General features: G+C 70.3%; 23 protein-coding genes. 2 read left to right on the top strand and 21 right to left on the bottom strand.

The window, feature by feature from the left end; all coding sequences use genetic code 11:
• Positions 1-111: 111 nt before the first annotated feature.
• From dnaE to H563_RS0100300, 20 genes are all read right to left on the bottom strand, one after another.
• Entirely contained in the window at positions 112-3,633 is a 3,522-nt protein-coding gene (dnaE, locus tag H563_RS0100400; RefSeq protein WP_022880649.1) for a DNA polymerase III subunit alpha, read from the bottom strand.
• 60 nt (positions 3,634-3,693) lie between these two features.
• Positions 3,694-4,611, bottom strand: coding sequence for an RluA family pseudouridine synthase (locus H563_RS0100395; RefSeq protein WP_027478921.1), 918 nt, complete (start codon positions 4,609-4,611; stop codon positions 3,694-3,696).
• A complete protein-coding gene (lspA, locus tag H563_RS14305) occupies positions 4,598-5,176 on the bottom strand; it encodes a signal peptidase II (RefSeq protein ID WP_022880647.1) in 579 nt (192 codons plus the stop codon). The genes H563_RS0100395 and lspA overlap by 14 nt, the downstream gene beginning before the upstream one ends.
• Positions 5,166-5,846 (bottom strand): DivIVA domain-containing protein, encoded by a 681-nt coding sequence (locus H563_RS0100385; RefSeq protein WP_022880646.1) that lies wholly within the window; start codon positions 5,844-5,846, stop codon positions 5,166-5,168. The genes lspA and H563_RS0100385 overlap by 11 nt, the downstream gene beginning before the upstream one ends.
• A 58-nt stretch (positions 5,847-5,904) precedes the next feature.
• Entirely contained in the window at positions 5,905-6,207 is a 303-nt protein-coding gene (locus tag H563_RS0100380; RefSeq protein ID WP_022880645.1) for a YggT family protein, read from the bottom strand.
• A gap of 63 nt (positions 6,208-6,270) precedes the next feature.
• The gene (locus tag H563_RS0100375) at positions 6,271-6,762 is read right to left on the bottom strand and encodes a cell division protein SepF (protein ID WP_022880644.1); all 492 of its coding nucleotides are present in this window, start codon (positions 6,760-6,762) and stop codon (positions 6,271-6,273) included.
• Between the two features lie 52 nt (positions 6,763-6,814).
• Positions 6,815-7,504, bottom strand: coding sequence for a YggS family pyridoxal phosphate-dependent enzyme (locus tag H563_RS0100370; protein ID WP_022880643.1), 690 nt, complete (start codon positions 7,502-7,504; stop codon positions 6,815-6,817).
• Positions 7,505-7,539: 35 nt separating this feature from the next.
• On the bottom strand, positions 7,540-8,700 hold the full coding sequence (ftsZ, locus tag H563_RS0100365) for a cell division protein FtsZ (RefSeq protein ID WP_022880642.1): 1,161 nt from the start codon (positions 8,698-8,700) through the stop codon (positions 7,540-7,542).
• A 173-nt stretch (positions 8,701-8,873) separates the two neighbouring features.
• Positions 8,874-9,848 (bottom strand): FtsQ-type POTRA domain-containing protein, encoded by a 975-nt coding sequence (locus tag H563_RS0100360; RefSeq protein WP_027478920.1) that lies wholly within the window; start codon positions 9,846-9,848, stop codon positions 8,874-8,876.
• A 1-nt stretch (position 9,849) separates the two neighbouring features.
• A complete protein-coding gene (gene murC, locus H563_RS0100355) occupies positions 9,850-11,250 on the bottom strand; it encodes a UDP-N-acetylmuramate--L-alanine ligase (protein ID WP_022880640.1) in 1,401 nt (466 codons plus the stop codon).
• 36 nt (positions 11,251-11,286) lie between these two features.
• On the bottom strand, positions 11,287-12,363 hold the full coding sequence (locus H563_RS0100350) for a UDP-N-acetylglucosamine--N-acetylmuramyl-(pentapeptide) pyrophosphoryl-undecaprenol N-acetylglucosamine transferase (protein WP_022880639.1): 1,077 nt from the start codon (positions 12,361-12,363) through the stop codon (positions 11,287-11,289).
• A complete protein-coding gene (ftsW, locus tag H563_RS14300; RefSeq protein ID WP_022880638.1) occupies positions 12,360-13,589 on the bottom strand; it encodes a putative lipid II flippase FtsW in 1,230 nt (409 codons plus the stop codon). Before ftsW ends, H563_RS0100350 begins: the two co-directional genes overlap by 4 nt.
• 58 nt (positions 13,590-13,647) lie before the next feature.
• Positions 13,648-15,165, bottom strand: a complete 1,518-nt coding sequence (gene murD, locus H563_RS14295; protein WP_022880637.1) for a UDP-N-acetylmuramoyl-L-alanine--D-glutamate ligase — start codon at positions 15,163-15,165, stop codon at positions 13,648-13,650.
• Positions 15,165-16,280 (bottom strand): phospho-N-acetylmuramoyl-pentapeptide-transferase, encoded by a 1,116-nt coding sequence (gene mraY / locus H563_RS0100335; RefSeq protein ID WP_022880636.1) that lies wholly within the window; start codon positions 16,278-16,280, stop codon positions 15,165-15,167. Before mraY ends, murD begins: the two co-directional genes overlap by 1 nt.
• Positions 16,277-17,701, bottom strand: a complete 1,425-nt coding sequence (locus H563_RS0100330; RefSeq protein WP_022880635.1) for a UDP-N-acetylmuramoyl-tripeptide--D-alanyl-D-alanine ligase — start codon at positions 17,699-17,701, stop codon at positions 16,277-16,279. Before H563_RS0100330 ends, mraY begins: the two co-directional genes overlap by 4 nt.
• 13 nt (positions 17,702-17,714) lie before the next feature.
• Positions 17,715-19,499 carry a peptidoglycan D,D-transpeptidase FtsI family protein gene (locus H563_RS0100325; RefSeq protein WP_022880634.1) on the bottom strand — a complete coding sequence of 595 codons (1,785 nt, stop codon included), beginning with the start codon at positions 19,497-19,499 and terminating at the stop codon, positions 17,715-17,717.
• A 43-nt stretch (positions 19,500-19,542) separates the two neighbouring features.
• Positions 19,543-20,211, bottom strand: coding sequence for a hypothetical protein (locus H563_RS14290; RefSeq protein WP_022880633.1), 669 nt, complete (start codon positions 20,209-20,211; stop codon positions 19,543-19,545).
• Positions 20,208-21,161, bottom strand: a complete 954-nt coding sequence (gene rsmH, locus H563_RS0100315; RefSeq protein WP_022880632.1) for a 16S rRNA (cytosine(1402)-N(4))-methyltransferase RsmH — start codon at positions 21,159-21,161, stop codon at positions 20,208-20,210. Before rsmH ends, H563_RS14290 begins: the two co-directional genes overlap by 4 nt.
• A gap of 102 nt (positions 21,162-21,263) precedes the next feature.
• Positions 21,264-21,695 (bottom strand): division/cell wall cluster transcriptional repressor MraZ, encoded by a 432-nt coding sequence (gene mraZ / locus H563_RS0100305; protein ID WP_022880630.1) that lies wholly within the window; start codon positions 21,693-21,695, stop codon positions 21,264-21,266.
• 232 nt (positions 21,696-21,927) lie between these two features.
• On the bottom strand, positions 21,928-22,311 hold the full coding sequence (locus H563_RS0100300; RefSeq protein WP_022880629.1) for a DUF3040 domain-containing protein: 384 nt from the start codon (positions 22,309-22,311) through the stop codon (positions 21,928-21,930).
• 93 nt (positions 22,312-22,404) lie between these two features.
• Between H563_RS0100300 and H563_RS0100295 the strand changes: the two genes are divergently transcribed.
• Complete coding sequence (locus H563_RS0100295; protein WP_022880628.1) at positions 22,405-23,508, top strand: polyprenyl synthetase family protein; 1,104 nt, start codon at positions 22,405-22,407, stop codon at positions 23,506-23,508.
• A gap of 36 nt (positions 23,509-23,544) precedes the next feature.
• Here H563_RS0100295 and H563_RS0100290 read toward each other — a convergent pair whose 3' ends face one another.
• The gene (locus H563_RS0100290) at positions 23,545-23,886 is read right to left on the bottom strand and encodes an Rv2175c family DNA-binding protein (RefSeq protein WP_022880627.1); all 342 of its coding nucleotides are present in this window, start codon (positions 23,884-23,886) and stop codon (positions 23,545-23,547) included.
• 93 nt (positions 23,887-23,979) lie between these two features.
• On the opposite strand from H563_RS0100290, the gene pknB reads away from it, so the two are divergent.
• Complete coding sequence (pknB, locus tag H563_RS0100285) at positions 23,980-25,983, top strand: Stk1 family PASTA domain-containing Ser/Thr kinase (protein WP_022880626.1); 2,004 nt, start codon at positions 23,980-23,982, stop codon at positions 25,981-25,983.
• Positions 25,984-25,992: the final 9 nt, after the last annotated feature.

Below are 25,992 nucleotides of genomic sequence, written 5' to 3'. Positions count from 1 at the left end.
TCTGCGCCAGAACGTGCGCCCTATGAGGCTTTCGCGCATGAGCAGAGCACGAGGAAGTGGGGCGGCCGCACTCGCCGCGGTAGATGGAACCGCTCCACTCCGCGAATCCGCTCACACGAGGCAGGACGGCCCGAGGAGCGCCTTCAACTCGCCGAACAGGTCGGGGCTGACAGCCACCTTGTACGGCAGCTCGAAGACCCGCGCCGTGCTGCCCTTCACGAGCCGCAGGCGCACTTCGTTGTCGCCGGCGTGACGGATCAGCATGTCGCCGAGCTCGGTCACCACGTCGGTCGTCGCCCGCTGGTCGGGCATCGAGATGACGAGCGGCCCGCTCGGGCCGGTCGCCTGGCCGAAGTCGTGCGTGATCAGGTTGTAGGCGTGCAGGTTCATGCCGTCGTCGCGCAGCGACACGCGCCCGCGCACCGACACGATGGTGTCGGCGACGAGCGCCGGGGCGAACTCCTGGTACGCCTTGCCCATGAACATGACGGTGATCTCGCCGCCGAAGTCTTCGACGGTGATCATGCCGTACTGGTTGCCGGACTGCTTGGCGACCCGGTGCTGCACGCTCGTGACGAGGCCGGCGATGGTGACCTGGTCGCCGTCCTGGGTCGCCTCCGAGCCGGTCAGGTCGGCGATGGAGGTCGACGCGGCCTTGGCCAGCTCGAGTTCGAGGCCGGCCAGCGGGTGGTCAGAGACGTAGAGGCCGAGCATCTCGCGCTCGAAGGCGAGCTTGTCGCGCTTGTTCCACTCCGGCCGCTCGGGCACCACGGAGATCGGGCCGGTGTCGGCGGCATCCGTCAGCAGCGAGTCGAAGTCGAAGCCCATCTGGCCCGTCGCCTCGACCCGCTTGTGGCTCACCACCGACTCGACGGCGCCCTCATGGATCTCGAGCAGAGCCCGGCGCGAGTGCCCGAAGGAGTCGAACGCACCGGCCTTGATCAGCGACTCGATGGTGCGCTTGTTGGCCACGTGCAGGGGCACCTTCTTGAGGAAGTCGTGGAACGACTCGAAGCGCCCCTTCTCCTGCCGGGCCGCGACGATGCCGTCGACGACGTTCATGCCGACGTTGCGCACGGCGCCGAGACCGAAGCGGATGTCCGAGCCGACGGCCGCGAAGAATCCGATCGACTCGTTCACGTCGGGCGGCAGCACCCTGATGCCCATGTGGCGGCACTCGTTGAGGTAGACCGCCATCTTGTCCTTCGAGTCGCCGACGCTGGTCAGCAGCGCGGCCATGTACTCGGCCGGATAGTGCGCCTTCAGGTACGCCGTCCAGTACGAGACGACGCCGTACGCCGCCGAGTGCGCCTTGTTGAACGCGTAGTCGGAGAACGGCAGCAGGATGTCCCAGAGCGTCTTGATCGCGGCATCCGAGAAGCCGTTGTCCTTCATGCCCTGCTCGAAGCCGGCGTACTGCTTGTCGAGCTCGGCCTTCTTCTTCTTGCCCATCGCGCGGCGCAGGATGTCCGCTTGACCGAGCGAGAAGCCCGCGACGCGCTGGGCGATCGCCATCACCTGCTCCTGGTAGATGATCAGGCCGTAGGTGGTGTCGAGGATGTCTTTCAGAGGCTCGGCGAGCTCGGGGTGGATCGGCGTGATCTCCTGCAGCCCGTTCTTGCGCAGCGCGTAGTTGATGTGCGAGTTCGCGCCCATCGGGCCCGGCCGGTACAGGGCGATGAGCGCGGAGATGTCCTCGAAGTTGTCGGGCTTCATCTGCCGCAGCAGCGAGCGCATCGGCCCGCCGTCGAGCTGGAACACGCCGAGGGTGTCGCCCTTGGCCAGCAGATCGTAGGCGGCGCGGTCGTCGAGGGCGAGCGACTCGAGGTCGAGCTCGGTGCCGGTGTTCGCCTTGATGTTGTCGAGGGCGTCGCTGATGATCGTGAGGTTCCTGAGGCCCAGGAAGTCCATCTTGATCAGGCCGAGCGACTCGGCGGCCGGGTAGTCGAACTGGGTGACGATCTGGCCGTCCTGTTCCCGCTTCATGATCGGGATGACGTCCATGATCGGATGGCTCGACATGATCACGCCCGCGGCGTGCACGCCCCACTGCCGCTTCAGCCCCTCCAGGCCCAGCGCCGTGTCGAACACGGTCTTCGCCTCGGGGTCGTTCTCGACCACCGCTCTGATCTCGACGGCCTCCTTGTAGCGGGGGCTGTCCTTGTCGAAGATCTGGGACAGCGGGATGTCCTTGCCCATCACCGCGGGCGGCATCGCCTTGGTGAGCTTCTCCCCCATGGAGAACGGGAAGCCGAGCACGCGGCCCGCGTCCTTCAGCGCCTGCTTCGCCTTGATGGTGCCGTAGGTGACGATCTGCGCCACGCGCTCGGAGCCGTACTTCTCGGTGACGTACTTCACCGCCTCGAGGCGGCGGCGGTCGTCGAAGTCGACGTCGAAGTCGGGCATCGAGACGCGGTCGGGGTTGAGGAAGCGCTCGAAGATGAGGCCGTGCTCGAGGGGGTCGAGGTCGGTGATGCGCATCGCGTACGCCGCCATCGACCCGGCGCCGGAGCCGCGGCCGGGGCCGACTCGGATGCCGTTGCGCTTGGACCAGTTGATGAAGTCGGCGACCACGAGGAAGTAGCCCGGGAAGCCCATCTGGGTGATGATGCCGATCTCGTAGTCGGCCTGCTTGCGCACCTTCTCGGGGATGCCGTCCGGGTAGCGCCGCTCGAGGCCCGCGTTGACCTCCTTGACGAACCAGCTGGCCTCGGTCTCGCCCTCCGGCACCGGGAAGCGGGGCATGTAGTTCGCGCCGGTGTCGAACTGCACCTCGCAGCGCTCGGCGATGGCGAGCGTGTTGTCGCACGCCTCGGGGTGGTCGTGGAACAGCTGCCGCATCTGCTCGGGCGTCTTCAGGTAGAACTCGTCGGCGTCGAACTTGAAGCGGCCCGGGTCGTTCAGCGTCGAGCCCGACTGCACGCACAGCAGCGCCGCGTGGGCGCCGGCGTCGGAGGCGTGCGTGTAGTGCAGGTCGTTGGTGGCCACGAGCGGCAGGCCGAGGTCTTTGGCGAGCCTGATCAGGTCGCCCATGACGCGGCGCTCGATGCCGAGCCCGTGGTCCATGATCTCGGCGAAGAAGTTCTCCTTGCCGAAGATGTCGCGGAACTCGGCCGCCGCGGCGACCGCCTCCTTGTACTGCCCGAGCCGCAGTCGGGTCTGCACCTCCCCCGACGGGCAGCCGGTCGTCGCGATGATCCCCTTCGCGTAGCGGTGCAGCAGCTCGCGGTCCATGCGCGGCTTGAAGTAGTAGCCCTCGATGCTCGCCAGCGACGACAGCCGGAACAGGTTGTGCATGCCCTCGGTCGTCTCGGCGAACATGGTCATGTGCGTGTAGGCGCCCGAGCCCGACACGTCGTCGCCGCCCCCGTCGCCCCAGCGCACGCGGGTCTTGTAGGTGCGGTGCGTGCCCGGCGTCAGGTACGCCTCGGTGCCGATGATGGGCTTGATGCCCGCCCCGGTCGCGGTCTTCCAGAAGTCGAACGCGCCGAACATGTTGCCGTGGTCGGTGACCGCCACGGCCGGCATGCCCTGTTCGATCGCGGCGTCGACGAGCGGTTTGATGCGGGCCGCGCCGTCCAGCATCGAGTACTCGCTGTGCACGTGCAGGTGGACGAAGGAGTCTGACGCCATGCATCCGATTCTCTCCCGAACCGGCGACGTGCACGGCAGCACGCGCGGATGCCCGGCGCCTCAGTCGCGAAGGACGTCGAGGGCGTGCTGCAGGTCGCCGGGGTAGTCGGTGCGGAACCGCACCCACTCCCCCGTCGCCGGGTGATCGAAGCCGAGCGAGACCGCGTGCAGCCACTGCCGGGTGAGCGACAGCCGCGCCGACAGCGTCGGGTCGGCGCCGTACAGCGTGTCGCCGACGCAGGGGTGCCGCTGCGCCGCCATGTGCACCCGGATCTGGTGCGTGCGCCCGGTCTCGAGATGGATCTCGAGCAGGCTCGCCGCCGGGAACGCCTCGATCGTCTCGTAGTGGGTGACGGATGCCTTGCCGTCGGCGACGACCGCGAACTTCCAGTCCGAGCGCGGATGCCGCCCGATCGGCGCGTCGATCGTGCCGGCCAGCGGATCCGGGTGCCCCTGCACGACCGCGTGGTAGATCTTCTCGACCGTGCGGTCGTGGAAGGCGCGCTTGAGCACCGTGTAGGCGTGCTCGCTCTTGGCCACGACCATCAGGCCGGAGGTGCCGGCGTCGAGCCGGTGCACGATGCCCTGCCGCTCGGCCGCACCGGAGGTGGAGATGCGGTAGCCGGCTGCGGCGAGGGCGCCGACGACCGTCGGGCCCTCCCAGCCGACCGAGGGGTGCGCGGCGACCCCGAACGGCTTGTCGACGACGACGATGTGGTCGTCGTCGTGCACGATCCTGAGCTCCGGCACGGGGATCGCCTCGACCACGGGACCGCGACGCTCCTCCCAGGTCACCTCGAGCCAGGAGCCGGCGGTGAGCTTGTCGCTCTTGCCGACGATGCGGCCGTCGAGCGCGACGCCGCCGCCTTCGGCCACCTCGGCGGCGAAGGAGCGCGAGAAGCCGAGCAGCTTCGCGACGCCCGCGTCGACGCGGGTGCCGTCGAGGCCGTCCGGCACGGGGTAGCTACGAGCGGGGATCGCCGTCCTCCGGAACATCCGCCGCGACATCCGTCGGCTGCGGGGCGTCGGCGGGCACGGGCCGGTGGCCGTCCAGGCTCACGCCGCGCAGGGTGAGGATCAGGAACAGCGCCATCGCGGCCACGATCGCCGAGTCGGCGAGGTTGAAGATCGCCGGCAGCAGCGGGATCTTGATGAAGTCGACCACCTCGCCCTGGCCGAGGGCCGGCGGGCGGAACAGGCGGTCGCAGAGGTTGCCGAGCAGACCGCCGAGCAGCAGGCCGAACACGACCGACCACGCGATCGAGCGGATGCGCCGGGCGTACCACAGCACGAAGACCAGCACCGCGATGGCGATGATGGTGAAGATCCAGGTCGAACCTGTGCCGATCGAGAAGGCCGCGCCCGGGTTCAGCACATAACGCAGGACGAGCAGGTCACCGATGACGTTGACCTGCTCGCCCTGTGCGAGGTGGGCGACCACGAGCGCCTTCGCCACCTGGTCCGCGATGAAGACGCAGACGGCGACGACGGCCAAGACGAGGATCGCCCGAACGCTGACCTTGGCCGGGGCGCTAGGCTCCAAAGCCCTGGAAGCTTGAGGCCGGCTGCTGGGCGCCCTCGCCGGAGGGGACGGAGCCGGTGGCCGGGGCCGCGGCGCCCTGCGCCTCGAGGTCGCGCAGCTGGCCCTCGATGTAGGACTTCAGCTTGGCGCGGTAGTCGCGCTCGAAGGTGCGCAGCTCGTCGATCTTCGACTGCAGCGCGGCGCGCTCCTTCTCGAGGATCGCGATCTGCTCCTTCTGCTTCGTCTCCGCCTCGGCGACGAGGCGGGCGGCGGTGGCGTGGCCCTCGGCGATCAGCTCGTCGCGCTTGGCCTTGCCCTCGGCGACGTGCTCCTCGTGCAGGCGGCGGGCCAGCTGCAGCAGGTTGTTGGTGCTCTGGGTCTCGTCGACGGGGGTGGGCTCGACGACCGGCACCGCGGTGGTGGCGGCCGGGGCGGCCGGCGCCGCGGCGGGCTCGGGCGCCTGAGCCGGGGCGGCCTCAGCGGGGGCGGCCGAACCGCTGCGCTGCAGCTCGGCGACGCGCGACTCGGCGGCGGCCAGGCGCTGCTTGAGCTCCTCGTTCTCCTGGTTCAGGCGACGCAGTTCGACGACCACCTCGTCGAGGAAGTCGTCGACCTCGTCCTGGTCGTAGCCCTCGCGGAACTTCGTCGGCTGGAAGCGCTTGTTGACTACGTCTTCCGGAGTAAGCGCCATGGCTGTCGCCCCTTAGATGTCTATCGGTGGTGGAACGTGGTGCGTCTAACGTAGCAAATCACAAAGCCATGAGTTGCCCGGCGACGTACATCAGGACGATGCAGCACAGCATGGTGATGGGCCAGCCGAAGTCGAGGGCGACGGGCCCCATGCCGACCGGCGGCATGAGCCGGCGGAAGAGCCGGATCGGCGGGTCCGTCACCGTGTAGACGGCCTCCGCCGCGACCAGGCTGACCCCTCGGGGCCGCCAGCCGCGGCGGAGTTGCCGCACCAGGTCGAGCACGAAACGCGCCCACATGGTGAGGAAGTAGATGAGCAGCAGGTAGTAGACGACGGTCGCGAAGATCGAGACGACGAGCACGGGTTCAGTATCGCGGAGGCCGGCGCCGTGAGCCTGGGGACTGCCTGGCCGCGGCGCCGCGGCTCACGCCTGCGCGAAGAAGCTCTCGGCGTCGCCTGCGGCGCTCTTCTGCTCGCCGAGCACCGACACGTGCTGCGGCGAGAGCAGGAACACCTTGTTGGTGACGCGCTCGATCTTGCCGAGCAGGCCCTGCGACAGGCCGCTGGCGAAGTCGATGAGGCGGCGCGCGTCGCCGTCGTTCATCTGCGAGAGGTTGATGATCACGGGGATGCCGTCGCGGAACGCCTCGGCGATCGCCTGCGCGTCGCGGTACTGGCGCGGATGCACCGTCAGGATCTCGTTCATTTCCGGCACCACCTGGGCCTTGACGTTGTTGGACTTGCTGCGGATCGGTACGACGGGGGCGCGATCGGCGCGGGGCTGGGGCGCCGGGGCGACCGGCGCGGGGGCCGGCTGGGGCGCAGGAGCACTCTCGCGCGCGTGCTCCTCCTCGTACTCGAACTCCTCGTCGGCGAGGCCGAGGTAGACCATCGTCTTCTTGAGCGGGTTCGCCATCTCTTCCTCCGTACTGGTTGCCCGTGCGCCAGATCTCCCTGACCGGGCCAGATTAACGCGGGGTCGGCCGCGATCCCGTGATTGCCGTGCCGATGCGAAGGTGTGTCGCGCCTTCGAGGATCGCCTCGCGGAAGTCGCCGGACATGCCCGCCGAGATCGCGCGCGCGTCGGGCGCGAGCGAGCGCAGACGATCGGATGCCTCGCGCACCCGCGCGAACGCCGCGCGGGGCTCCTCGCCCAGAGGCGCGACCGCCATCACCCCGCGCACCCGCAGGCCCGGCGCGCGCAGGGCGTGCTCGGCGAGGGCCTCGAGCCGCTCGGGCGCGACGCCGCCGCGTGCGGGGTCGTCGGTGAGGTTGAGCTGGAGGAACACCTCCACCACCTCGTCCTCGGGGTCGCCGTCGCGGCGCGCGAGCGCGTCGACGAGCGCCGGGCGGTCGACCGAGTGCACGATGTGCGAGTAGCGCTTCACCTGCCGGGCCTTGTTGCTCTGCAGCTGCCCGATGAAGTGCCAGGTCAGGTCGTCGAGCGCGGCGAGTTCCGCGGCCTTGGCCTGCGCCTCCTGGTGCCGGTTCTCCCCCACGTCGCGCACGCCGAGGGCGTGCAGCTCGCGCACGAGCGACGCGGGGTGGAACTTGGTGACGACGATGGTGGTGAGCTCGGACGCGTCGCGGCCGGCCGCCCGTGCGGCATCCGTGATCTCGGAGCGCACGGCGGCCAGCCGCTCGGCGAGTTCGCGCACCTACTTCAGGCCCTGGCCGGGCAGGCCAGCCTTGCTCATTTCAGAAAATCAGGGATGTCGATGCCGTCGGCGTCGTCGAAGTCGCTGTCGGCCGGAAGCCGCGGCGTCTCGGCGGGGACGGTGGGCTCCCACGCGGCGACCGGCAGCTCCTCGGGGGCGAGGGCCGCCGTGTCCTCGAGCACCGGGGCGGGCTCGTCGGCTGCGCCGATGGCATCGGCGCGGTGGCTCGGCTCGACCTTGGCGTTCGGTTCGCCGCCGTCGAAGCCGGCGGCGATGACGGTGACGCGCACCTCGTCGCCGAGCGTGTCGTCGATCACGGTTCCGAAGATGATGTTCGCCTCGGGGTGCACGACCTCCTGCACCAGGCGGGCCGCGTCGTTGATCTCGAAGATGCCGAGGTTGCTGCCGCCCTGGATGGAGAGCAGCACGCCGCGGGCGCCTTCGATGCTCGCCTCGAGCAGGGGGCTCGCGACCGCGAGCTCGGCGGCCTTGATCGCCCGGTCGGCGCCCCGCGAGGAGCCGATGCCCATCAGGGCGCTTCCGGCGCCCTGCATGACGGACTTGACGTCGGCGAAGTCGAGGTTGATCAAACCGGGCGTGGTGATCAGGTCGGTGATGCCCTGCACTCCGGCCAGCAGCACCTGGTCGGCCGTGGTGAAGGCCTCCATCATGCTGATGCCGCGGTCGCTGATCTCGAGCAGCCGGTCGTTCGGCACGACGATGAGGGTGTCGACCTCTTCCTTGAGGCGCGCGACGCCGGCGGCGGCGGAGTCGGCGCGGCGCTTGCCCTCGAAGCTGAACGGCTTGGTGACGACGCCGATCGTCAGCGCGCCGATGGACTTCGCGATGCGGGCCACGACCGGCGCGCCGCCGGTGCCCGTGCCGCCGCCTTCGCCGGCGGTGACGAACACCATGTCGGCGCCGGCCAGCGCCTCCTCGATCTCCTCGGCGTGGTCCTCCGCCGCGCGGCGGCCGACCTCGGGGTCGGCGCCCGCGCCGAGGCCGCGGGTGATCTCGCGGCCCACGTCGAGCTTGACGTCGGCGTCGCTCATGAGCAGCGCCTGGGCGTCGGTGTTGATGGCGATGAACTCGACCCCGCGCAGGCCGAGCTCGATCATGCGGTTGACGGCGTTGACGCCGCCGCCGCCGATGCCGACCACCTTGATGACGGCGAGATAGTTCTGGTTTGTGCTCACGCTCTGGCCTCCGCTGGGAACCTTCAACCTCAACTAGAAGGTAAAAGTTTTGCTCGGTATGCAATTCCTTGACCCGAGAGTAGGGCCCGGCCCGTGGCAGCCGGACGCGTGCGTGCGCGTGTCGCCGATTTGCCGTGAAGATCGGGGGCTGCCGGGCCGGCGGCGCACCGGCGTCACTTGGTGACGGGGCTCGTCGGGCTCGAGACGTCGTAGCGCGAGGCGTTCGGCGCGCCCTTCAACAGCGCGCTGAGCACCTCCGCCTTGAGCTCCGCGTCGTCCGCGCCGCCCCAGACGACGGTCTTCCCGCCGTGCAGCGTGAGGGTCACCGCGTTGGCCGACGAGGCGCTCGCCGTCGTGACCTTGTCGCTCACGGAGTCCGGCAGCGCCGTCAGCACGTCGCCGATGGCCGCGAAGATCGGCGACGTCTGCGGCGACTGGCCCTTCGCCAGGCTGATCAGCGGGTACCCGGACGGCTGCTTCGCGCTCTGCGAGATGACGACACCCGCCTGGTCGACGAGCTGGTAGCCGGTGCCCGCCTTGACCGACCCGATCGGCGTGCGCTCGGTGATGCGCACCACGATCGTCGACGGGGGCTGCAGCTGGGTGGAATACGACTCGATGAGCCGGAAGTCGTCGAGGTCGTGCTGCACGTCGGAGTCGCGCACGAGTGGCAGCGGGGTGCCGAGCTCGTGCTTGAGAGCCGCGACCACGTCGGCGGACTTGATGCGATGGGTGCCCACCACCTCGATGTGGCGCAGCGCCATCAGCGGCGAGAAGGCCGTCGCCACCGCTCCCCCGATGACGACCACGACGACGGCGGTGCCGATCAGCCAGGCCAGGCGCAGTCGGCGAACCCTGGCCGTGAACCGGCGCGCCTCCCTGCGCTCCACACGCCGGCGGGCGCGCGCGGCGGCCTGCACCGTGCGCCACGCCTCGAAGCGGCCGATCAGCGGCTCGTGCGGAAGGCGATCGGGCGCGGCATCCGTCGTCTTCTGCTGCCCGCGGTCGGTCTCGAGCGGCTCGACGACCTCGGTGATCTGCTCGTCGTCGACGAGCACGGATGCCTCCCGCCGGTCCTCCTCGACGGGACGCGGCCGCGGCCCCGGGGCGGGCGCCGGGCGCGCTGCGGGAGCGGTGGGGCGCCTCACCTCAGGCCCCCTTCGCCGTGTGCAGCGCGTCGAGGAGCTGCGGGACGATCAGGTTCACGTTCCCGCAGCCGAGGGTGAGCACGATGTCGCCTGCCTGCGCGTGCTCGGCCGTGTAGTCGGCGGCCTGCTGCCAGTCGGCGATGAACGCGACCTTCTGCGGGTCGCGGAAGCGCGCCGAGACCAGCTCGCCGGTGACGCCGGGGACCGGGTCCTCCCGGGCGCCGAACACGTCGAGCACGACGGTCTCGTCGGCGTAGTCCTCGAGCACCTCGGCGAACTCCTGCGCCAGGCGCTGGGTGCGGCTGTAGGTGTGCGGCTGGTGCACGGCGATGATGCGCCCCGTGCCGACGACGCTGCGGGCGGCCTGCAGCACGGCCTGCACCTCGGCCGGGTGGTGCGCGTAGTCGTCGTAGACGCTCACTCCCCCGACGGTGCCGTGCAGCTCGAAGCGCCGGTGGGTGCCGCCGAACCGGGCGAGGGCGTCCACGACGGCCGAGGGGTCGAAGCCGAGGCCGGTCAGCACGGCGAAGGCGGCGGCCGCGTTGAACGCGTTGTGCCGGCCCGGCACCTTCAGCTGCACCCGGTGTGCGGCCCCGCCGAGGGTGAGCGTGAACGCGACCGGCCCCTCGGTGGACACGTCGCCGACTCGCACGTCCGCCTCGGCGGCTTCGCCGAAGGTGACCACGTTCGGGTGCGCGAGGCGCGCCGCGACGGCCTGCGCGCCCGGGTCGTCGGCGTTGATCACGACGAACTCGCGGGCGGCGTCGGCGAAGGTGACGAAGGCGTCCTCCACGGCGCCGTAGCTGCCGTAGTGGTCGAGGTGGTCGTCGTCGACGTTGGTGATGAGGGCGACGGCGGTGTCGTACAGCAGGAACGAGCCGTCCGATTCGTCGGCCTCGATGACGAACAGATCCGACTCGCCGTGCCCGGCGCTGGTCTCGACCCCCTCGATCACGGCGCCGTTCACGAAGCTGGGGTCGGCGCCGAGCTGCAGCAGCGCGGTGGCGAGCATGCCCGTGGTGGTCGACTTGCCGTGTGCGCCGGCGACGGCGACCAGGCGGCTGCCGCGGGTGAGCCAGGCGAGCGCCTGGGAGCGGTGCAGCACCGGGATGCCGTGCGCGAGCGCGTACTGGTACTCGGGGTTGTCCTGCCACAGCGCGCCGGTGACCACGAGCGTGTCGGCGTCGCCGACGTTCGCCGCGTCGTGGCCGATCGCGATCTTCGCGCCGAGCCGCCGCAGCGCCTGCGTGTACTCGCTCTCCACCCGGTCGCTCCCGGTCACGCGGATGCCGGCGGCGAGGAAGAGCCGGGCGATGCCGTTCATGCCCGAACCGCCGATTCCCACGAAGTGCGCCGTGCCGATCGTCTCGGGCAGGGGCTGGGAGAGGTCGGGCTTGATCACGGGGTCCAGTATCGCCGCCGGTGCTGGATGATCCGGTCAGGCACGCCCTTCCCGCGCCTCGTCGATCAGGGCGACGAGGCGGGCGGCGCCGTCGCGCACGCCGACGGAGGCCGCGGCATCCGCCATGATCATGCAGCGCCCCTCGTCGACCAGCAGCGGCACCAGCTGCGTGCGCACCCAGTCGTCGGTGAACCGGGCGTCGTCCACCAGCAGGCCGCCGCCGGCCTTCACCACGTCGGCGGCGTTGAAGCGCTGCTCGCCGTTGCCGACCGGGTAGGGCACATAGACGGCGGGCAGCCCCAGCGCGGTCAGCTCGCTGACGGTCGCGGCGCCGGCGCGGCTCACGACGAAGTCGGCCGCGGCGAGGGCCTGATGCATGTCGTCGCAGTAGTCGATGAGGTGGTAACCGGGCAGTCCCGGGTCGTCGAACTCGTGCGCGTTGCCCTGGATGTGCAGCACCTGGTACCCGGCGTCGAGCACGGCCCGGGCCGCGGCGAGCATGGTGCGGTTGATGCGCCGGGCGCCGAGCGATCCGCCGGTGACGAGCAGCACGGGGCGCTCGTCGAGGTCGAAGGCGTTGCGGGCGTGCACGCGCACCTCGTGGCGGTTGAGCGTCTCGATCTCGGCGCGCAGCGGCATGCCGACGAAGCGGGCGTGCGGCAGGCGGGTGTTGTGGAACGCGACGCCGACGTACCGGGTGAAGCGGGCCCCGAGCCGGTTGGCCAGGCCCGGCATCGCGTTCGCCTCGTGCAGCACGAGCGGCGTGCCGGTGCGGCGGGCCGCCTGATAGGCGGGGGCGGATGCGTAGCCGCCGAAGCCGACGACGACATCGACGCCCCGCTCGCGGATCATCTCCTCCACCCGCTTCACCGAGGCGCTCCAGGCGGCGGGGAAGCGCAGCGCCGCAAGGTTCGGCCGGCGCGGGAAGGGCAGCTTCGGGACCGTCAGCAGTTCGTAGCCGCGCTGCGGCACGAGCCGCGCCTCGAGGCCCTCGGCGGTGCCGAGCACCAGCGCCTGCGCGTCGGAGTGGGTTTCGCGGAGCTTGTCCGCGGTGGCCAGCAGCGGGTTGACGTGGCCGGCGGTGCCTCCGCCGGCGAGCAGGTAGGTGGTCACCGCTTGAGGCTAGCGCGGGCCGCTGAGCGCTCCTGACGGGCGAAGGAGAGCACGATGCCGAGCGCGGCGAGCGTCGAGATGAGCGCCGTGCCGCCCGAGGAGATGAGCGGCAACGGCACCCCGAGCACGGGGAACAGGCCGAGCACGACCGCCACGTTGACCATCGCCTGGCCGATGAGCCAGACGAGCACGCCGCCGGTGACGACGCGGGCGAAGGTCGTGGGCGCCGCCCGCACGATGCGCATCAGCACGAAGGCCAGCGCGACGAACAGCAGCAGCACGAGTACCGCGCCGATCAGCCCGAGCTCCTCGGCCGTGATGGCGAAGATGAAGTCGGTGGAGGAGGCGGGCAGCCAGTTCCACTTCGACTGCGAGTTGCCGAGGCCGACGCCGAAGATGCCGCCGTTGGCCATTCCCCACTTGCCCTGCAGCACCTGGTAGCCGGTTCCGTTCGGGTCGGCCGCGTCGGGGTGCAGGAACGCCATGATGCGGTGCACGCGGTTCTGCGAGGAGAAGGCGAGCGCGAACGCGCCCGCGCCCGCCACGGCCCCGACGACCAGCAGCTGCCAGACCGGGATTCCCGCGAAGAACAGCGCGCCCATGATCAGCAGGCCCATGATCATGACCGTGCCGAGGTCCTCTCCCTTCATCACCAGCGCGAGCGGGACCAGCGCGACGATGAGCGCCGGCAGCAGCGCGAAGCGGAACTCCTTCAGCCGCGCCTCTTTCTTGGCGAGGAACATGCCGAGCCAGATCACGAGCGCGATCTTGATCAGCTCGGACGGCTGGAACATGACCGGGCCGAGCCGGAGCCAGTTGACGTTGTTGTTGATGCCGTAGCCCAGGGGGGTGAAGACGACGAGCAGTTGCAGCGCGCTCGTGGCGACGAGCCCGATCCACGCCCAGCGCTCCCAGAACCGCTGCGGGATCCGCGAGACGAAGAGCATCAGCGGCACGCCGATCAGCGCGTACGAGCCCTGGGAGAGGAAGTTGGAGAGGAAGCTCGAGCCGTCCGCGTGCGCATGCACGTAGGACGACGAGAGCACCATGAGCAGGCCGAAGCAGACCATGAACAGGGTGAGCCCGAGCAGCAGGAAGTAGTTCGACGACTCGGCCTCGAACGCCCGGCCCAGCGAGATGCGCGCCGAGTGCATCGCGGCGCGCGCACGTTCGGCGCCGTCCGCGTACGGATGCGCTGACTGCTCGCGGTTCGCCTCGGTCGTCACCCGGCCATCCTCACAAACGGATGCCGCGGCCCGGCGCCCGGCACGCCGTCGGCGCCCCTCACGAGTCGATCGACAGGTGCGCGCGCACGGCGTCGGCGAAGCGCCGGCCCCGCTCGGCGTAGTCGGCGAACTGGTCCATCGACGCGGCGGCGGGTGCGAGCAGCACGGTGTCGCCGTCCTGCGCGACCGACGCGGCGTAGCGCACGACGGCCGGCATCACCTCGGCGTCGGGAGCGTCGACCTCGAACACCGTCACGCCCGGCGCGTGGGCGGCGAAGGCCTGCCGCAGCCGCTCGCGGTCGCGTCCGATCAGGATGGCCGCCCGGAGCCGGCCCGCGTGGGCGGCGACGAGCTCGTCGACCTCGACGCCCTTGAGCAGTCCGCCGGCGACCCAGACCACCGACGGGTAGGCCCTCAGCGACGCATCCGCTGCGTGCGGGTTGGTCGCCTTGGAGTCGTCGACCCAGGCGACGCCGTCGCTCGTGGCGACGAGTTCGATGCGGTGGGAGTCGAGCCGGAAGGTCTTCAGCGCGTCGTGGATCACGCCGGTCTCCACGCCGTAGGAGCGCGCGAGCGCGGCGGCCGCGAGGACGTTCGCGACGAGGTGCGGGGCGGCGAGCCCGGCGTCGGCGAGCTCGGCGACGGTGGTCAGCTCGAGCGCGCTCGTGCGCCGCTCGTCGAGGAAGGCCCGGTCGACGAGGATGCCGTCGATGATCCCGAAGTCGCTCGGGCCGGGCACGCCGAGGCCGAAGCCGATCGCGCGGGCGCCCTCCTCGACGTCGGCCTCCTCGACCATGTGCAGCGTCTCGTCGTCGGCCTTGTTGTAGACGCACGCCACCCGGGTGTTGTCGTACACGCGAGCCTTGGCGGCGCGGTAGGCGTCGAACGAGCCGTGCCACTCGAGGTGGTCCTCGGCGATGTTGAGGCAGACGCTCGCCCACGGGCGCAGCTCGCCGCCCGGGTGCCGGTTCACGTGGTGCAGCTGGTGGCTCGACAGCTCCACGACGAGCACGTCGAAGCCCTGCGGGTCGCGGATCGCGTCGAGCACTGGGACGCCGATGTTGCCGGCGGGCGCGGCCCGTAGGCCGGCCGCGGCGAGGAAGGTGGCGGTGAGCCGGGTCGTGGTGGTCTTCCCGTTGGTGCCGGTGATGAGGATCCAGTCGGCCGGGCCACCGCTCTTCGCGTTCGCCACCTTGTCGCGCAGACGCCACGCGAGTTCGATGTCGCCCCACACCGGCAGTCCCGCCTGCTGCGCCCAGCGCAGGATCGGGTGGCTGGGCGGGAAGCCGGGGTTCGCGACCACGAGGTCGGGCTCGAACTCGAGCAGGCGCGCGGGGGCCTCGGCGAGCGTCTCGTCGACGACCAGCTCGGCGCCGATCACCTCGAGCAGCCTGCTGCGCTCCTCGTCGGCCTGCTGGGTGACGACCAGCACCTCGCTGCCGAGCTCGACGAGCGTGTCGGCCACCGAGAAGCCGGTCTTGCCGAGGCCGAACACGGCGACCTTGAGCCCCTTCCAGCCCGCGGCGTACCAGCTGGTCAGGGCGGCGAGGTCGGGTTCGCGCACGTGCCGCCCCATCAGGCGCTCTTGCTCAGCCACTCGAGGTAGAAGGTGCCGATGCCGGCGGCGACCAGCAGCCCGGCGATGATCCAGAACCGCACCACGATGGTGACCTCCGGCCAGTTCATCAGCTCGAAGGTGTGGTGGATCGGCGTCATCAGGAAGATCCGCTTGCCGTGGGTCGCCTTGAAGTAGGCGCGCTGGATGATCACGGATCCCGCTTCCATGACGAACAGGCCGCCGATCAGCACGAGCAGCAGCTCGGTGTGCGTGAGCACGGCCAGGGCGCAGAGGGCCCCGCCGAGGCCGAGCGACCCGGTGTCGCCCATCATGATCTTCGCCGGGTTGGTGTTCCACCACAGGAAGCCGACGAGCGCGCCGCAGATGGCCGCGGCCACGATCGCGAGTGACAGCGGGTCCTGCGTCGGGTAGCACGCGGCGAGGTTGTCGCTGTCGAGCGTCTCGCTGAAGCAGGACTGGTTGAACTGCCAGAAGCCGATCAGGACGTAGGAGCCGATCGCGAGGATCGAGGCGCCGCCGGCGAGGCCGTCGAGGCCGTCGGTGAGGTTGACCCCGTTCGTGGTCGCCGCGGCGAGGAAGTTGATCCAGATCAGGTAGAGCACGATGCCGACGGCCGGCACGATGAGCGCCAGCTTGCCGATGTCGAGCGCCGGCACGTCGCGGATGGCCGAGATGGCGAGCGACGCCGGGGTGTACCCCTCGCGGTTCGGGAACTGGATCGCGAGGATGCCGAACACGGTGGCGACGATCACCTGGCCGGCGATCTTCGCCCAGCCGCCCAGGCCGAGCGAGCGCTGGTTGCGCACCTTGAGGAAGTCGTCGACGAACCCGACGATGCCCATTCCGACCATCATGAACAGCACGAGCAGCGACGGCGCGGAGATGCCGTCCCCGCCGTTCAGCAGCGCGGAGACGAAGAAGCCGAACAGGGTGGCGAGGAAGATGACGATCCCGCCCATGGTGGGCGTGCCGCGCTTGGCGTGGTGCGACTGCGGACCGTCATCCCGGATGAACTGGCCGAGCTCGAGGCGGCGGAACAACCGCACGAAGAGCGGCGTGAGGAAGAGGGAGAAGGCCAGGGCCAGCCCGCCGGCGGTCAGCAGTGTTCTCACGAGAAGGATTCTCCCAGTCGGTCGCCCAAGAACCGCAATCCGGCGACCTTGGAGCTCTTCACGAGGATCGTGTCCCCCGGCTCGGCCATGGCCATCACGAGGTCGTACGCCTCGTCGGCCGTCTCCACATACTGCGACTCATCGGAGAAGAAGGTGCCCTCGCGCATGGCCGAGACATGCATGCGCCGCGCGCCCGGGCCGACCACGACGAGCCGGTCGATGCCGAGCACCACGACGTCGAGGCCGACCTTGTCGTGCTCGGGGCCCGACAGCTCCCCCAGCTCGGCCATCTCGCCCAGCACGGCGATCGCCCGGTGGCCCGGCTTCTTGATCTTCGCGAGGGTGCGCAGGGCCGCCGCCATGGAGTCGGGGCTCGCGTTGTACGCGTCATTGATCACGGTGATGCCGTCACGGCCGCCGAGCACCTCCATGCGCCAGCGCTCGGCGCGGCTGACGGCCTGCAGGCCCGCCAGGATGTCGTCCAGGTCCACGCCGAGGGCGTGGGCGACGGATGCCGCGGCCAGCGCGTTCATCACGTGGTGTTCGCCGATCACCTTGAAGGCGACGCGAGCGGATGCGTTCCCCGGCAGCACGAGCGTGAACGAGGTCCCCTCGGCGCCGACCTCGATGTCGCGGGCCGTGACCTGCGCCCCCTCGCCGAGTCCGAACCAGAGCACCTGGCCGGCCGTGGTCTTCTCGGCCATGGCCGCCACGCGCGGGTCGTCGATGTTGAGCACGGCGAGCCCGTCGGCCGGCAGATCGGTGACCATCTCGCTCTTGGCGCGGGCGGTGTACTCGATCCCGCCGTACTCCCCCGCGTGGGCGAGCCCGACCTTCAGCACGACGCCGATGTCGGGCCGGGCCATCTTCACGAGGCGCGCGATGTCTCCCATGTGCGCGGCACCCATCTCCGAGACGAGGAAGCGCGTGGTATCCGTCACCTCGAGCATCGTGATCGGGGCGCCGACCTCGTTGTTGAAGGACTCGCGGGGCGCGACGGTCTCGCCGACCCGCTCGAGGATGCTGCGCAGCAGGTTCTTGGTGGTGGTCTTCCCGTTCGACCCCGTGATGCCGACCACCTTCAGGGCGCCGCGCGCGTGCACGCGGGCGACCACCTCGGTGGCGAGCGCCCCGAGCGCGGCGACGGTGTCGGCCACGACGAGCTGCGGGGTGGCCGCGAGCTCCGGAAGCGGGCGCTCGACCACGAGCAGCGCGGCGCCGTTCTGCACGGCCTGCGGAGCGTAGAGGTGACCGTCGGTCGCCTCGCCGCGCTTGGCGAAGAAGATGCCGCCGGGCCGCACCTCTCGCGAGTCGGTGTAGGACAGGCCGGAGACAACCGTGTCGGCCGTGGCCGCCGAGCCGTCCAGGAGTAGGGTTCCCGACACCGCCTGGGCGATCTCGGTCAGGGTCAATTCGATCATTCGGGTATCAGAATCAGAAGTAGGGCGACAGCATGGACGGGGCGCTCTTCGACGGGGCCACCCGATAGGTCTTAAGCACCTGGCTCATCACGGTGTGGAACAGCGGTGCTGCCGCGGACGACATCTTGATCTTAGTCGGGTAGCCGATGTTGACCGACACGAGGTACTGAGGGTCGTCGACCGGCGCGACGCCCATCACGGAGACGTAGTACACGCCCTCCTTGTACCCCACACCGTTCTCATTGGGCTCCTGGGCGGTTCCCGTCTTCGCCGCGATGCGGTACCCGGGCGTCTTCAGCACGGAGGAGTTCTCGCCCTGCTGCACGACCGACTCCAACATGTCGAGCACGGTCTTGGAGGTCGACGCCTTGACCACCCGCGTCGAGGTCTTCTTCGGCACGTCGATCATGGTGCCGTCGCTCAGCTTGCAGCCCTTGACGATCGACAGCGGAACCTTCACCCCGCCGTTCGCGAGCGCCTGGTACGCCTGCAGCATCTGCGCCTGGGTCGCGGAGACGCCCTGGCCGAACAGGGTCGTGTACTTCGTCAGATCGTCCCAGCTGCTCGGCTTCGCGAGGATTCCCGACTGCTCGGCGGGGAAGTCCACGGCCGTGGGCGTGCCGATGCCGAACTTCTTGTAGTACTCGTAGCGCACCTCGTCGGACATGTTCTGGCCGAGCAGAGACATGCCCACGTTGGACGAGTTCATCAGTACGCCGGTGAGCGTCATGTTCTCCGTCGCGTGGTACTCGGCGTCGTAGATCTTCGCGCCGTTCGGGGTGGTGAACTCGTAGGGGACGACCACGTGCGAGTTCGGCGTGGCGTAGCCGGTGTCGATCATCGCCGCCGCCGACAGCGCCTTGAAGGTCGAGCCGGGCTCGTACATGTTGGAGAACAGCATGGCCGTGCTGCGGTACTCCGCCGGCACCCCGTCGACGTTGTTCGGGTCCACCGACGGGTACTGGGCCGCGGCCTTGATCTCGCCCGTCTTCACGTCGACGACCGAGATCTGGCCGAACTGCGCGCCGAGGTCCTTGACCGTCTCGGCCAGGTTCTGGTCGAGGAACCAGGTGAGATCGGCGTCGAGCGTGGTCACGAGCGTGCCGCCCTGCTTGGCCGCCTTGGTCACCTTGGTGCTTCCGGGGATGGGCACGCCGTCCTCGCTGCGCTGGTAGGTCTCCTCGCCGTCCTCGCCCGCGAGGCACTGCTGGTACTTCTGCTCCAGCCCCTCCGCGCCCTCGCCGTCCGAGTTCACGTACCCGACCACGTTGCCGGCCACGGCGCCGTCGGGGTAGGTGCGTGCGGGGTGGCTGACCGGGGCCAGCCAGGGGATGTCGAGGGCCTGGATCTTCTCGTAGGTGGGCACGTCGACGCTCTTCACGAGCGGCGCGTACTGCGAGTCGGGGTTCTCCTTGAGCGCCGCCTTGATCTGCTTCTCGTAGCCGGCCGCGCTGTCGCCGGTGATCGCGGCGAGCTCCTTGAGGGCCTCGGCCCGCGTCACCTTCTCGGACTTCCCGCTCTTCGAGGTGCGCTCGAAGGTCGAGGCGTCCTTCGGCGAGGCGATGAAGTCGTAGCGCAGCACGCTGCCGGCGAGCACCGTGCCGTCGGCGGCGACGATCTCCCCGCGAGCGCCGTACGTCGTGATCACCGTGCCGCGGTGGGCGGCCGCCTCGGCGTCGAGCGCCTTGGCGTCGACGACCTGGATGTCGACGAGCTTGTAGACCAGGCTCGCCACGATGGCGAGCACGACGACGAAGGCGAACGAGGTGCGCCGTCTCATCGACCGTCTGATCTTCACTGCTACGCCTTCCCTCTCTCCGACCGGCCGGGCCGCGAGACGCTCAGTGGGTGTCGGGCGACGGCAGCGGCCCGTCCCACGCTACGGGGCCGGTCGACTCGGTCTTCGATTTCGCGGCCGGTGTCGTGGACTTCTTGCCGGGAGTCTGCTGGGAGGCCTCGGTCTTCGAGGCGCTCGGCGTCGCGGCATCCGTCACCGCCTGCGACGGCTTCTCGCCCTTCTGGGTCACGAGCGGCACGCCCGTGAGCAGCTGGTTCGGCACGAGCTGCTTCTTGTCGGGCGCGGTGGTCGAGGTCGGGGCGGGCTCGCCGATCACCTTGCCGTCGGAGAGGCGCAGGTACACCGGCGACCCGCCGGAGACCATGCCGAGCGCGGCCGCGTTGGCCGCGAGGTTCTGCGGGCTGGACAGCTTCTGCGCCGCCTCGCTCGCGGCCTGGTAGTCGCGGCTGAGCTGCTTCTGCTCCGCCTGCAGCGAGCTGACGCGGTATGCGCCGTTCGAGACGAGGATGCTCAGCACGAGCTGCGCCGCGACGATCAGCAGCACCGTGCCGACGGCGACCGCGCCGTAGAACAGCTTGGGCCGCTGCCTGCGGCCGACGGGCGTCTCGACGGGAGCGAGCAGGCCCCTGCGGCGTTCCTCGGGGCGCGGCTGCGGCAGGTCCGAGACCCACGGGTTGCCCTCGGCGATGACCGCGGTCGTGTTCATGCTCATGCCGCCTCCCTCACTCGTTCCACGGCGCGCAGGCGCACGGGTGCGCTGCGCGGGTTCCTGGCCTTCTCCTCCTCGCCCGCGAGCTCGGCGCCGCGCGTCAGCAGCGTGAGCTCCGGGCGGTGCTCGGGCAGCTCGACGGGCAGCCCGGCCGGCGCGGTCGACCTCGACCGGGCCTGGAAGATCCTCTTGACGATGCGGTCCTCGAGGGACTGGTACGACATCACCACGAGCCGCCCGCCGAGCTTCAGCGCGTCGATCGCGCGCGGGATGGCCCGCTCGAGCACGGCCAGCTCCTGATTGACCTCGATGCGCAGCGCCTGGAAGACGCGCTTGGCCGGGTGGCCCTGTCGGCTCAGCGCGGCGGGGGTGGCGGCCTGCAGCAGGTCGACCAGCTCGCCGGTGCGGGTGATCGGATGCGTCGCGCGGTCGCGCACGATGCGCTGCGCGTAGCGCTGCGCCAGCTTCTCCTCGCCGTACTCGCGGAAGATGCGGGCGAGCTCGCGTTCGGAGTACTCCGCGACGATGCGCGCCGCCGTCAGCTCCTGGGTCGGGTCCATGCGCATGTCGAGCGGCGCGTCCTTGGCGTAGGAGAAGCCCCGCTCGGGCAGATCGAGCTGCATCGAGCTGACGCCGAGGTCGTAGAGCGCTCCGTCGACGGCGGCGATGCCGAGCTCGGCGATGGCCCGGTCGATGCCGTCGTAGGTGGTGTGCACGAGGTGCACCCGGTCCGCGAAGCGGGCGAGGCGCTCCCCCGCGAGGCGCAGGGCCTCCGCATCGCGGTCGAGGCCGACGAGCGTCAGCTCGGGGAACCGCTCGAGCATGGCCTCGGCGTGGCCGCCGAGGCCGAGCGTGCCGTCCACGACCACGGCGCCCGGGCGGCCGATGGCCGGGGCGAGCAGCTCGAGGCAGCGCTCGAGCATGACGGGGATGTGCAGTTCGGATGCGTTCATGGCGGAAAAGGGCCTGCCGCCGGTCCTGATCCCCATCCATCCTGACGTGGCCGCGGGGAAGTCGGTCACGGCAGCGGATGGCTGGGAGTCGGGGCCTGCGGGCTAGAACAGCCCGGGGATCACCTCCTCGGCGGTGTCGGCGAACGCGGACTCCTGCTCGGCGAGGTACGCCTCCCAGGCCTTCGCGTCCCAGATCTCGGCGCGGCTTCCCGCGCCGATCACGGCGAGCTCCTTCTCGAGCCCCGCGTAGGCGCGCAGCGCCGGCGGGATCGTGATGCGGTTCTGCGTGTCGGGTTCCTCGTCGCTCGCGCCGGAGAGGAACACGCGCAGGTAGTCGCGGGCCTGCTTGCTGGTCACCGGGGCCTGGCGGATCTTCTCGTGCATCGCCTGGAACTCCTCCCGGCTGAACACGTAGATGCACCGCTCCTGGCCACGGGTGAGCACGACGCCGCCGGCGAGTTCGGCGCGGAACTTCGCCGGCAGGATGACGCGCCCTTTGTCGTCGAGCTTGGGGGCGTAGGTGCCGAGGAACATGCGGCGCCTCCCTTCCCCGAGCTCGCCTGACCAATTGCCCCCACGATACTCCACTCTCCTCCACAATCAAGCACTCAGAACCCGTTTTGGGTACATCGAGCCGCCCGACTTCCGCGAGATGACGCGGAAGTCGGGCAGTGGAGGACGGTGGAGGAACAGGGCCGACGGAGGGCGGTGCTCGGGCAAACAAAAAAGGCCGACCCCGAAGGGTCGGCCTGATGGTCCGGAAAGGCTAGTGCTCGCCGTCCTGGCGCTTGTCCCACCTCTCGCCGAGGCGGTCCATGAAGTCGGGCTTGGCGCCGCGGTCCTTCGGCGCATCCTCGGCGGGCTGGAACATCTTCGCGGCGCCGCGGCCGCGACCGGGGGTGATGGCCAGCAGCACGCCGGCGAACATGACGACGAAGCCGAGGATGCCGACGATCGGGATCTGCACGAACACCCCGGTGATCAGCGCGGCGACGCCGACCACGGCGACGAGCACGCCCAGCACGATGGACCGGTACGCCGGCTTCTGTCGCGGCGCCGAACTGATATTGGCCACGAAGTCCGCATCGTTCTGGTAGAGGTTGCGCTCCATCTCGTCGAGGAGACGCTGCTCGTGTTCCGAAAGCGGCATCCCGATCCCCTCTTCTCACAGCTGCGATGCGTGCTGGTGTCGCCCAAGTGTAATCGCGGCCTGGCCTCCCGGCTAGGCCGGTACGCTGGGTTTGTGGCGGACAGCGTGAAACTGGTGGATCTCGTCCAAGCCAGGATCGACCGGTTCCTCGATGACCGTGCCTCCATTGTCTCCAGCGTCGGCGTCGACGTAACGTCCCTGGTCGACTTCTCGCGGCAGTTTCTCAGCGGTGGCAAGCGGTTCCGGGCCCAGTTCTGCCACTGGGGGTGGCGGGCGGTCGCAGCGGTCCGTGACGAGCCCATCACGCAGCGCGAGCTCGACGTCGTCGTCGGCGTCGCGAGCGCGCTGGAGATCTTCCACGCCGCCGCCCTCGTGCACGACGACGTCATCGACCGTTCCGACACCCGCCGCGGGGCGGCCAGCGCCCACCGCCGCTTCGCGCAACTGCACACCGCCGGCCGCTGGGCGGGCGACCCCGACGCCTTCGGGCAGAGCGCGGCGATCCTGCTCGGCGACCTTCTGCTCGGGTGGAGCGACGAGCTGCTCGACGAGTCCCTGGCCGAGTCGGGCGCGCCGGCGCGCGCCCGCGCTGCCCGCCGGCAGTTCAACACCATGCGCACCGACGTCACCGCCGGCCAGTATCTCGACGTGCTCGAGGAGAACGCGTGGGTGGACCGCGACGAGCAGGAGCTGCTGGCCGCCGCCGAGCGCGTCATCGTCTTCAAGTCGGCGAAGTACTCCATCGAGGCGCCGCTGCTGATCGGCGCGGCGATCGCGGGCGCCCGGGAGGGCCAGCTGGAGACGCTGAGCGGCTTCGGCCTGCCGCTCGGCATCGCCTTCCAGCTGCGCGACGACCTGCTCGGCGTCTTCGGAGACGCGTCGGTCACGGGCAAGCCGAGCGGCGACGACCTGCGCGAGGGCAAGCGCACCGTGCTCATCGCGCTCGCCCGCGCCCGGGTTCCCGCCTCGGTGCGGCGAGCCGTCGACGAGCTGCTGGGCGATCCCGAGCTCACCGCCGAGCAGGTGCTCATGCTGCAGGGGGCGATCCGCGACTCCGGCGCGGTCGACGAGGTGGAGCGCATGATCGCCCGCAACGTCGACCGCGCCAACGCGGCCCTCGACGAGTCCGATCTGGACGAGACGTCCGTGGCGGCCCTGCGCCGCCTGACGCACCGGGTCACCGACCGCGAGGCGTGAGCCGATCGGATGCGGCATCCGATCGCCCCCGACCCGCTAGCCGAGCGCCTGCGCGACGCGCCTGACCTCGGTCTTCCTGCCGGAGCGCAGGGCGTCGATCGGGGCGACGCCGAGGCTCTCCTCGGGTTCCAGCAGCCACTCCATCGCCTCGTCGTCGGTGAACCCCGCGTCGCCCAGCACGATCAGCGTGCCGCGCAACTCGGGCAGCGGCTGATCGCCGGAGAGGAAGTCCTCCGGGACGCGCAGCACGCCGTCGACCTTGACGGCGAGCAGCTGGCGGTCTTCGATGAGCCGACGGATGCGCGAGGGGGTCAGCCCGAGGCGCTCGACGAGCTCGGGCATGGTCAGCCAGGTGCGGTCTGAAGACGGTTCTGCCACGGGGCAATCGTGCCATGAGTGGGCTATGCGGTGTTCACGGTATTCCCACGTGTCGGGCGGCCTGCGGGAGACATCGCTACCTAGACTCGTCGCGTGCCCAACGCGAGCCAGACCGACCCCCTGCTCGGCCGTCTCATCGACGGCCGATACCAGGTGCGCTCGCGGATCGCCCGCGGCGGAATGGCGACCGTCTACCTGGCCACCGACCTGCGTCTCGAGCGCCGCGTGGCGCTCAAGGTGATGCACAGTCACCTCGCCGACGACACGAACTTCAAGACGCGCTTCGTGCAGGAGGCCCGCTCCGCCGCCCGGCTCGCCCACCCGAACGTGGTGAACGTGTTCGACCAGGGCCAGGACGACGACATGGCCTATCTGGTCATGGAGTACCTGCCCGGGATCACCCTGCGCGACCTGCTGCGCGACTACGGCAAGCTCACCCCCGAGCAGGCGATCGACATCATGGAGTCGGTGCTGTCCGGCCTCGCCGCCGCCCACAAGGCCGGCATCGTGCACCGCGACCTGAAGCCCGAGAACGTCATGCTGGCCGACGACGGCCGCATCAAGCTCGGGGACTTCGGTCTCGCCCGCGCCGCCACCGCCGCCACCGGCACCGGCCAGGCGCTGCTCGGCACGATCGCGTACCTCTCCCCCGAGCTCGTCACGCGCGGCATCGCCGACACCCGCAGCGACATCTACGCCGTCGGCATCATGCTCTACGAGATGCTCACCGGCGAGCAGCCGTTCCAGGGCGAGCAGCCGATGCAGATCGCCTACCAGCACGCCAACGACACCGTTCCGCGGCCGAGCATCAAGAACCCGCTCGTGCCGCCGCAACTCGACGAGCTGGTGCTGTGGGCGACGAACCGCGACCCCGAGAAGCGGCCCGCCGACGCCCGCGAGCTGCTCGAGCGGCTGTACGAGGTCGAGCGCGCCGTGCACGCCGGGATCGGCGCCGATGCGGGGCTGGACGCGACGATGGTGATCGCGCCCGCCGCATCCGATGCCCGCGACACCACGGTGATCTCGCCCGACGCGCTGCTCACGACGCAGCTGAGCGGGCCGGCCACGCAGGTGCGCAGCGAAGCGACCGCGACCGACGCCGTCTCGAAGCTCGCGACCGTCAGCCGCAACCGGCGCGGCCGGGGCTGGTGGCTGTTCGCCCTGGTGCTGCTGCTCGCCGGTGCGGCGGCGGGAACCGGGTGGTACTTCGGCTCGGGGCCCGGGGCGCTCGTCGCGGTGCCCGCGGTCGTGGACCAGAACGCGACGCAGGCGGTGCACAAGCTGAAGGACGCCGAGTTCGTCGTGGCGAAGAACCCCGTCTACAGCTGCGCCGCATCCGAGGGCACCGTCACCGCCTCGCATCCGAGTGCGGGCACGGCGCTGCACAAGGGCGCCAAGGTGACGATCGACGTCTCGCGCGGCCACAAGCCGAACCGGATCCCGAAGCTCGGCGGGCTCAGCGTGAGCGATGCCCGCGCCGCGATCAAGAAGGCGAAGTCGCTGGTCGGCACGACCATCGACACGCAGTTCAACGCGCAGGTCCCGAAGGACGCGGTGATCTCGGCGACGCGGGCCGGCGACAACAACTCCGACATCACGAACGGCGGCACCTACGCCGAGTGCGAGACGGTGAACCTCGTGGTCTCCAGCGGGCCGGTCCCCGACGTGACGGGCCTGCCGCTCGCGGAGGCGCAGAAGAAGCTCGCGGCCGTCGGCCTGCACGACGGCCAGGGCCAGGCCCGCTACGACGACACCGTGCCCAAGGGGTCCGTGATCGCCCAGACGCCCGCCGACCCCAGCGGCCCGGTGCGGCCAGGCGACACGATCCTGCTCGACGTCTCGGAGGGTCCGCAGCTGTTCGCGGTGCCCGACGTGGTCGGCGAGACCTGGGACAAGGCGAAGAAGGAACTGCAGAGCGCCGACGGGCAGTTCACACTCGACTACCCCAAGTCGGGCGGGCCGTTCGGCCTCGTTCCGACCGACTCGTATGCGAGCAGCTTCACGGTGACGAAGATCACTCCCGGCGCCAACACGAAGCAGCGCAAGGGCACGAAGATCAAGGTGGAACTCGAGTTCCACGACCCGGATGCGGGCTAGCGAGCGGAT

The sequence above is a fragment of the Gryllotalpicola ginsengisoli DSM 22003 genome, assembly GCF_000419445.1.
GTDB lineage: Bacteria > Actinomycetota > Actinomycetes > Actinomycetales > Microbacteriaceae > Gryllotalpicola > Gryllotalpicola ginsengisoli.
Note: the sequence above shows the minus strand (reverse complement) of the source record. Positions and strands in the feature narration are given on the sequence as shown.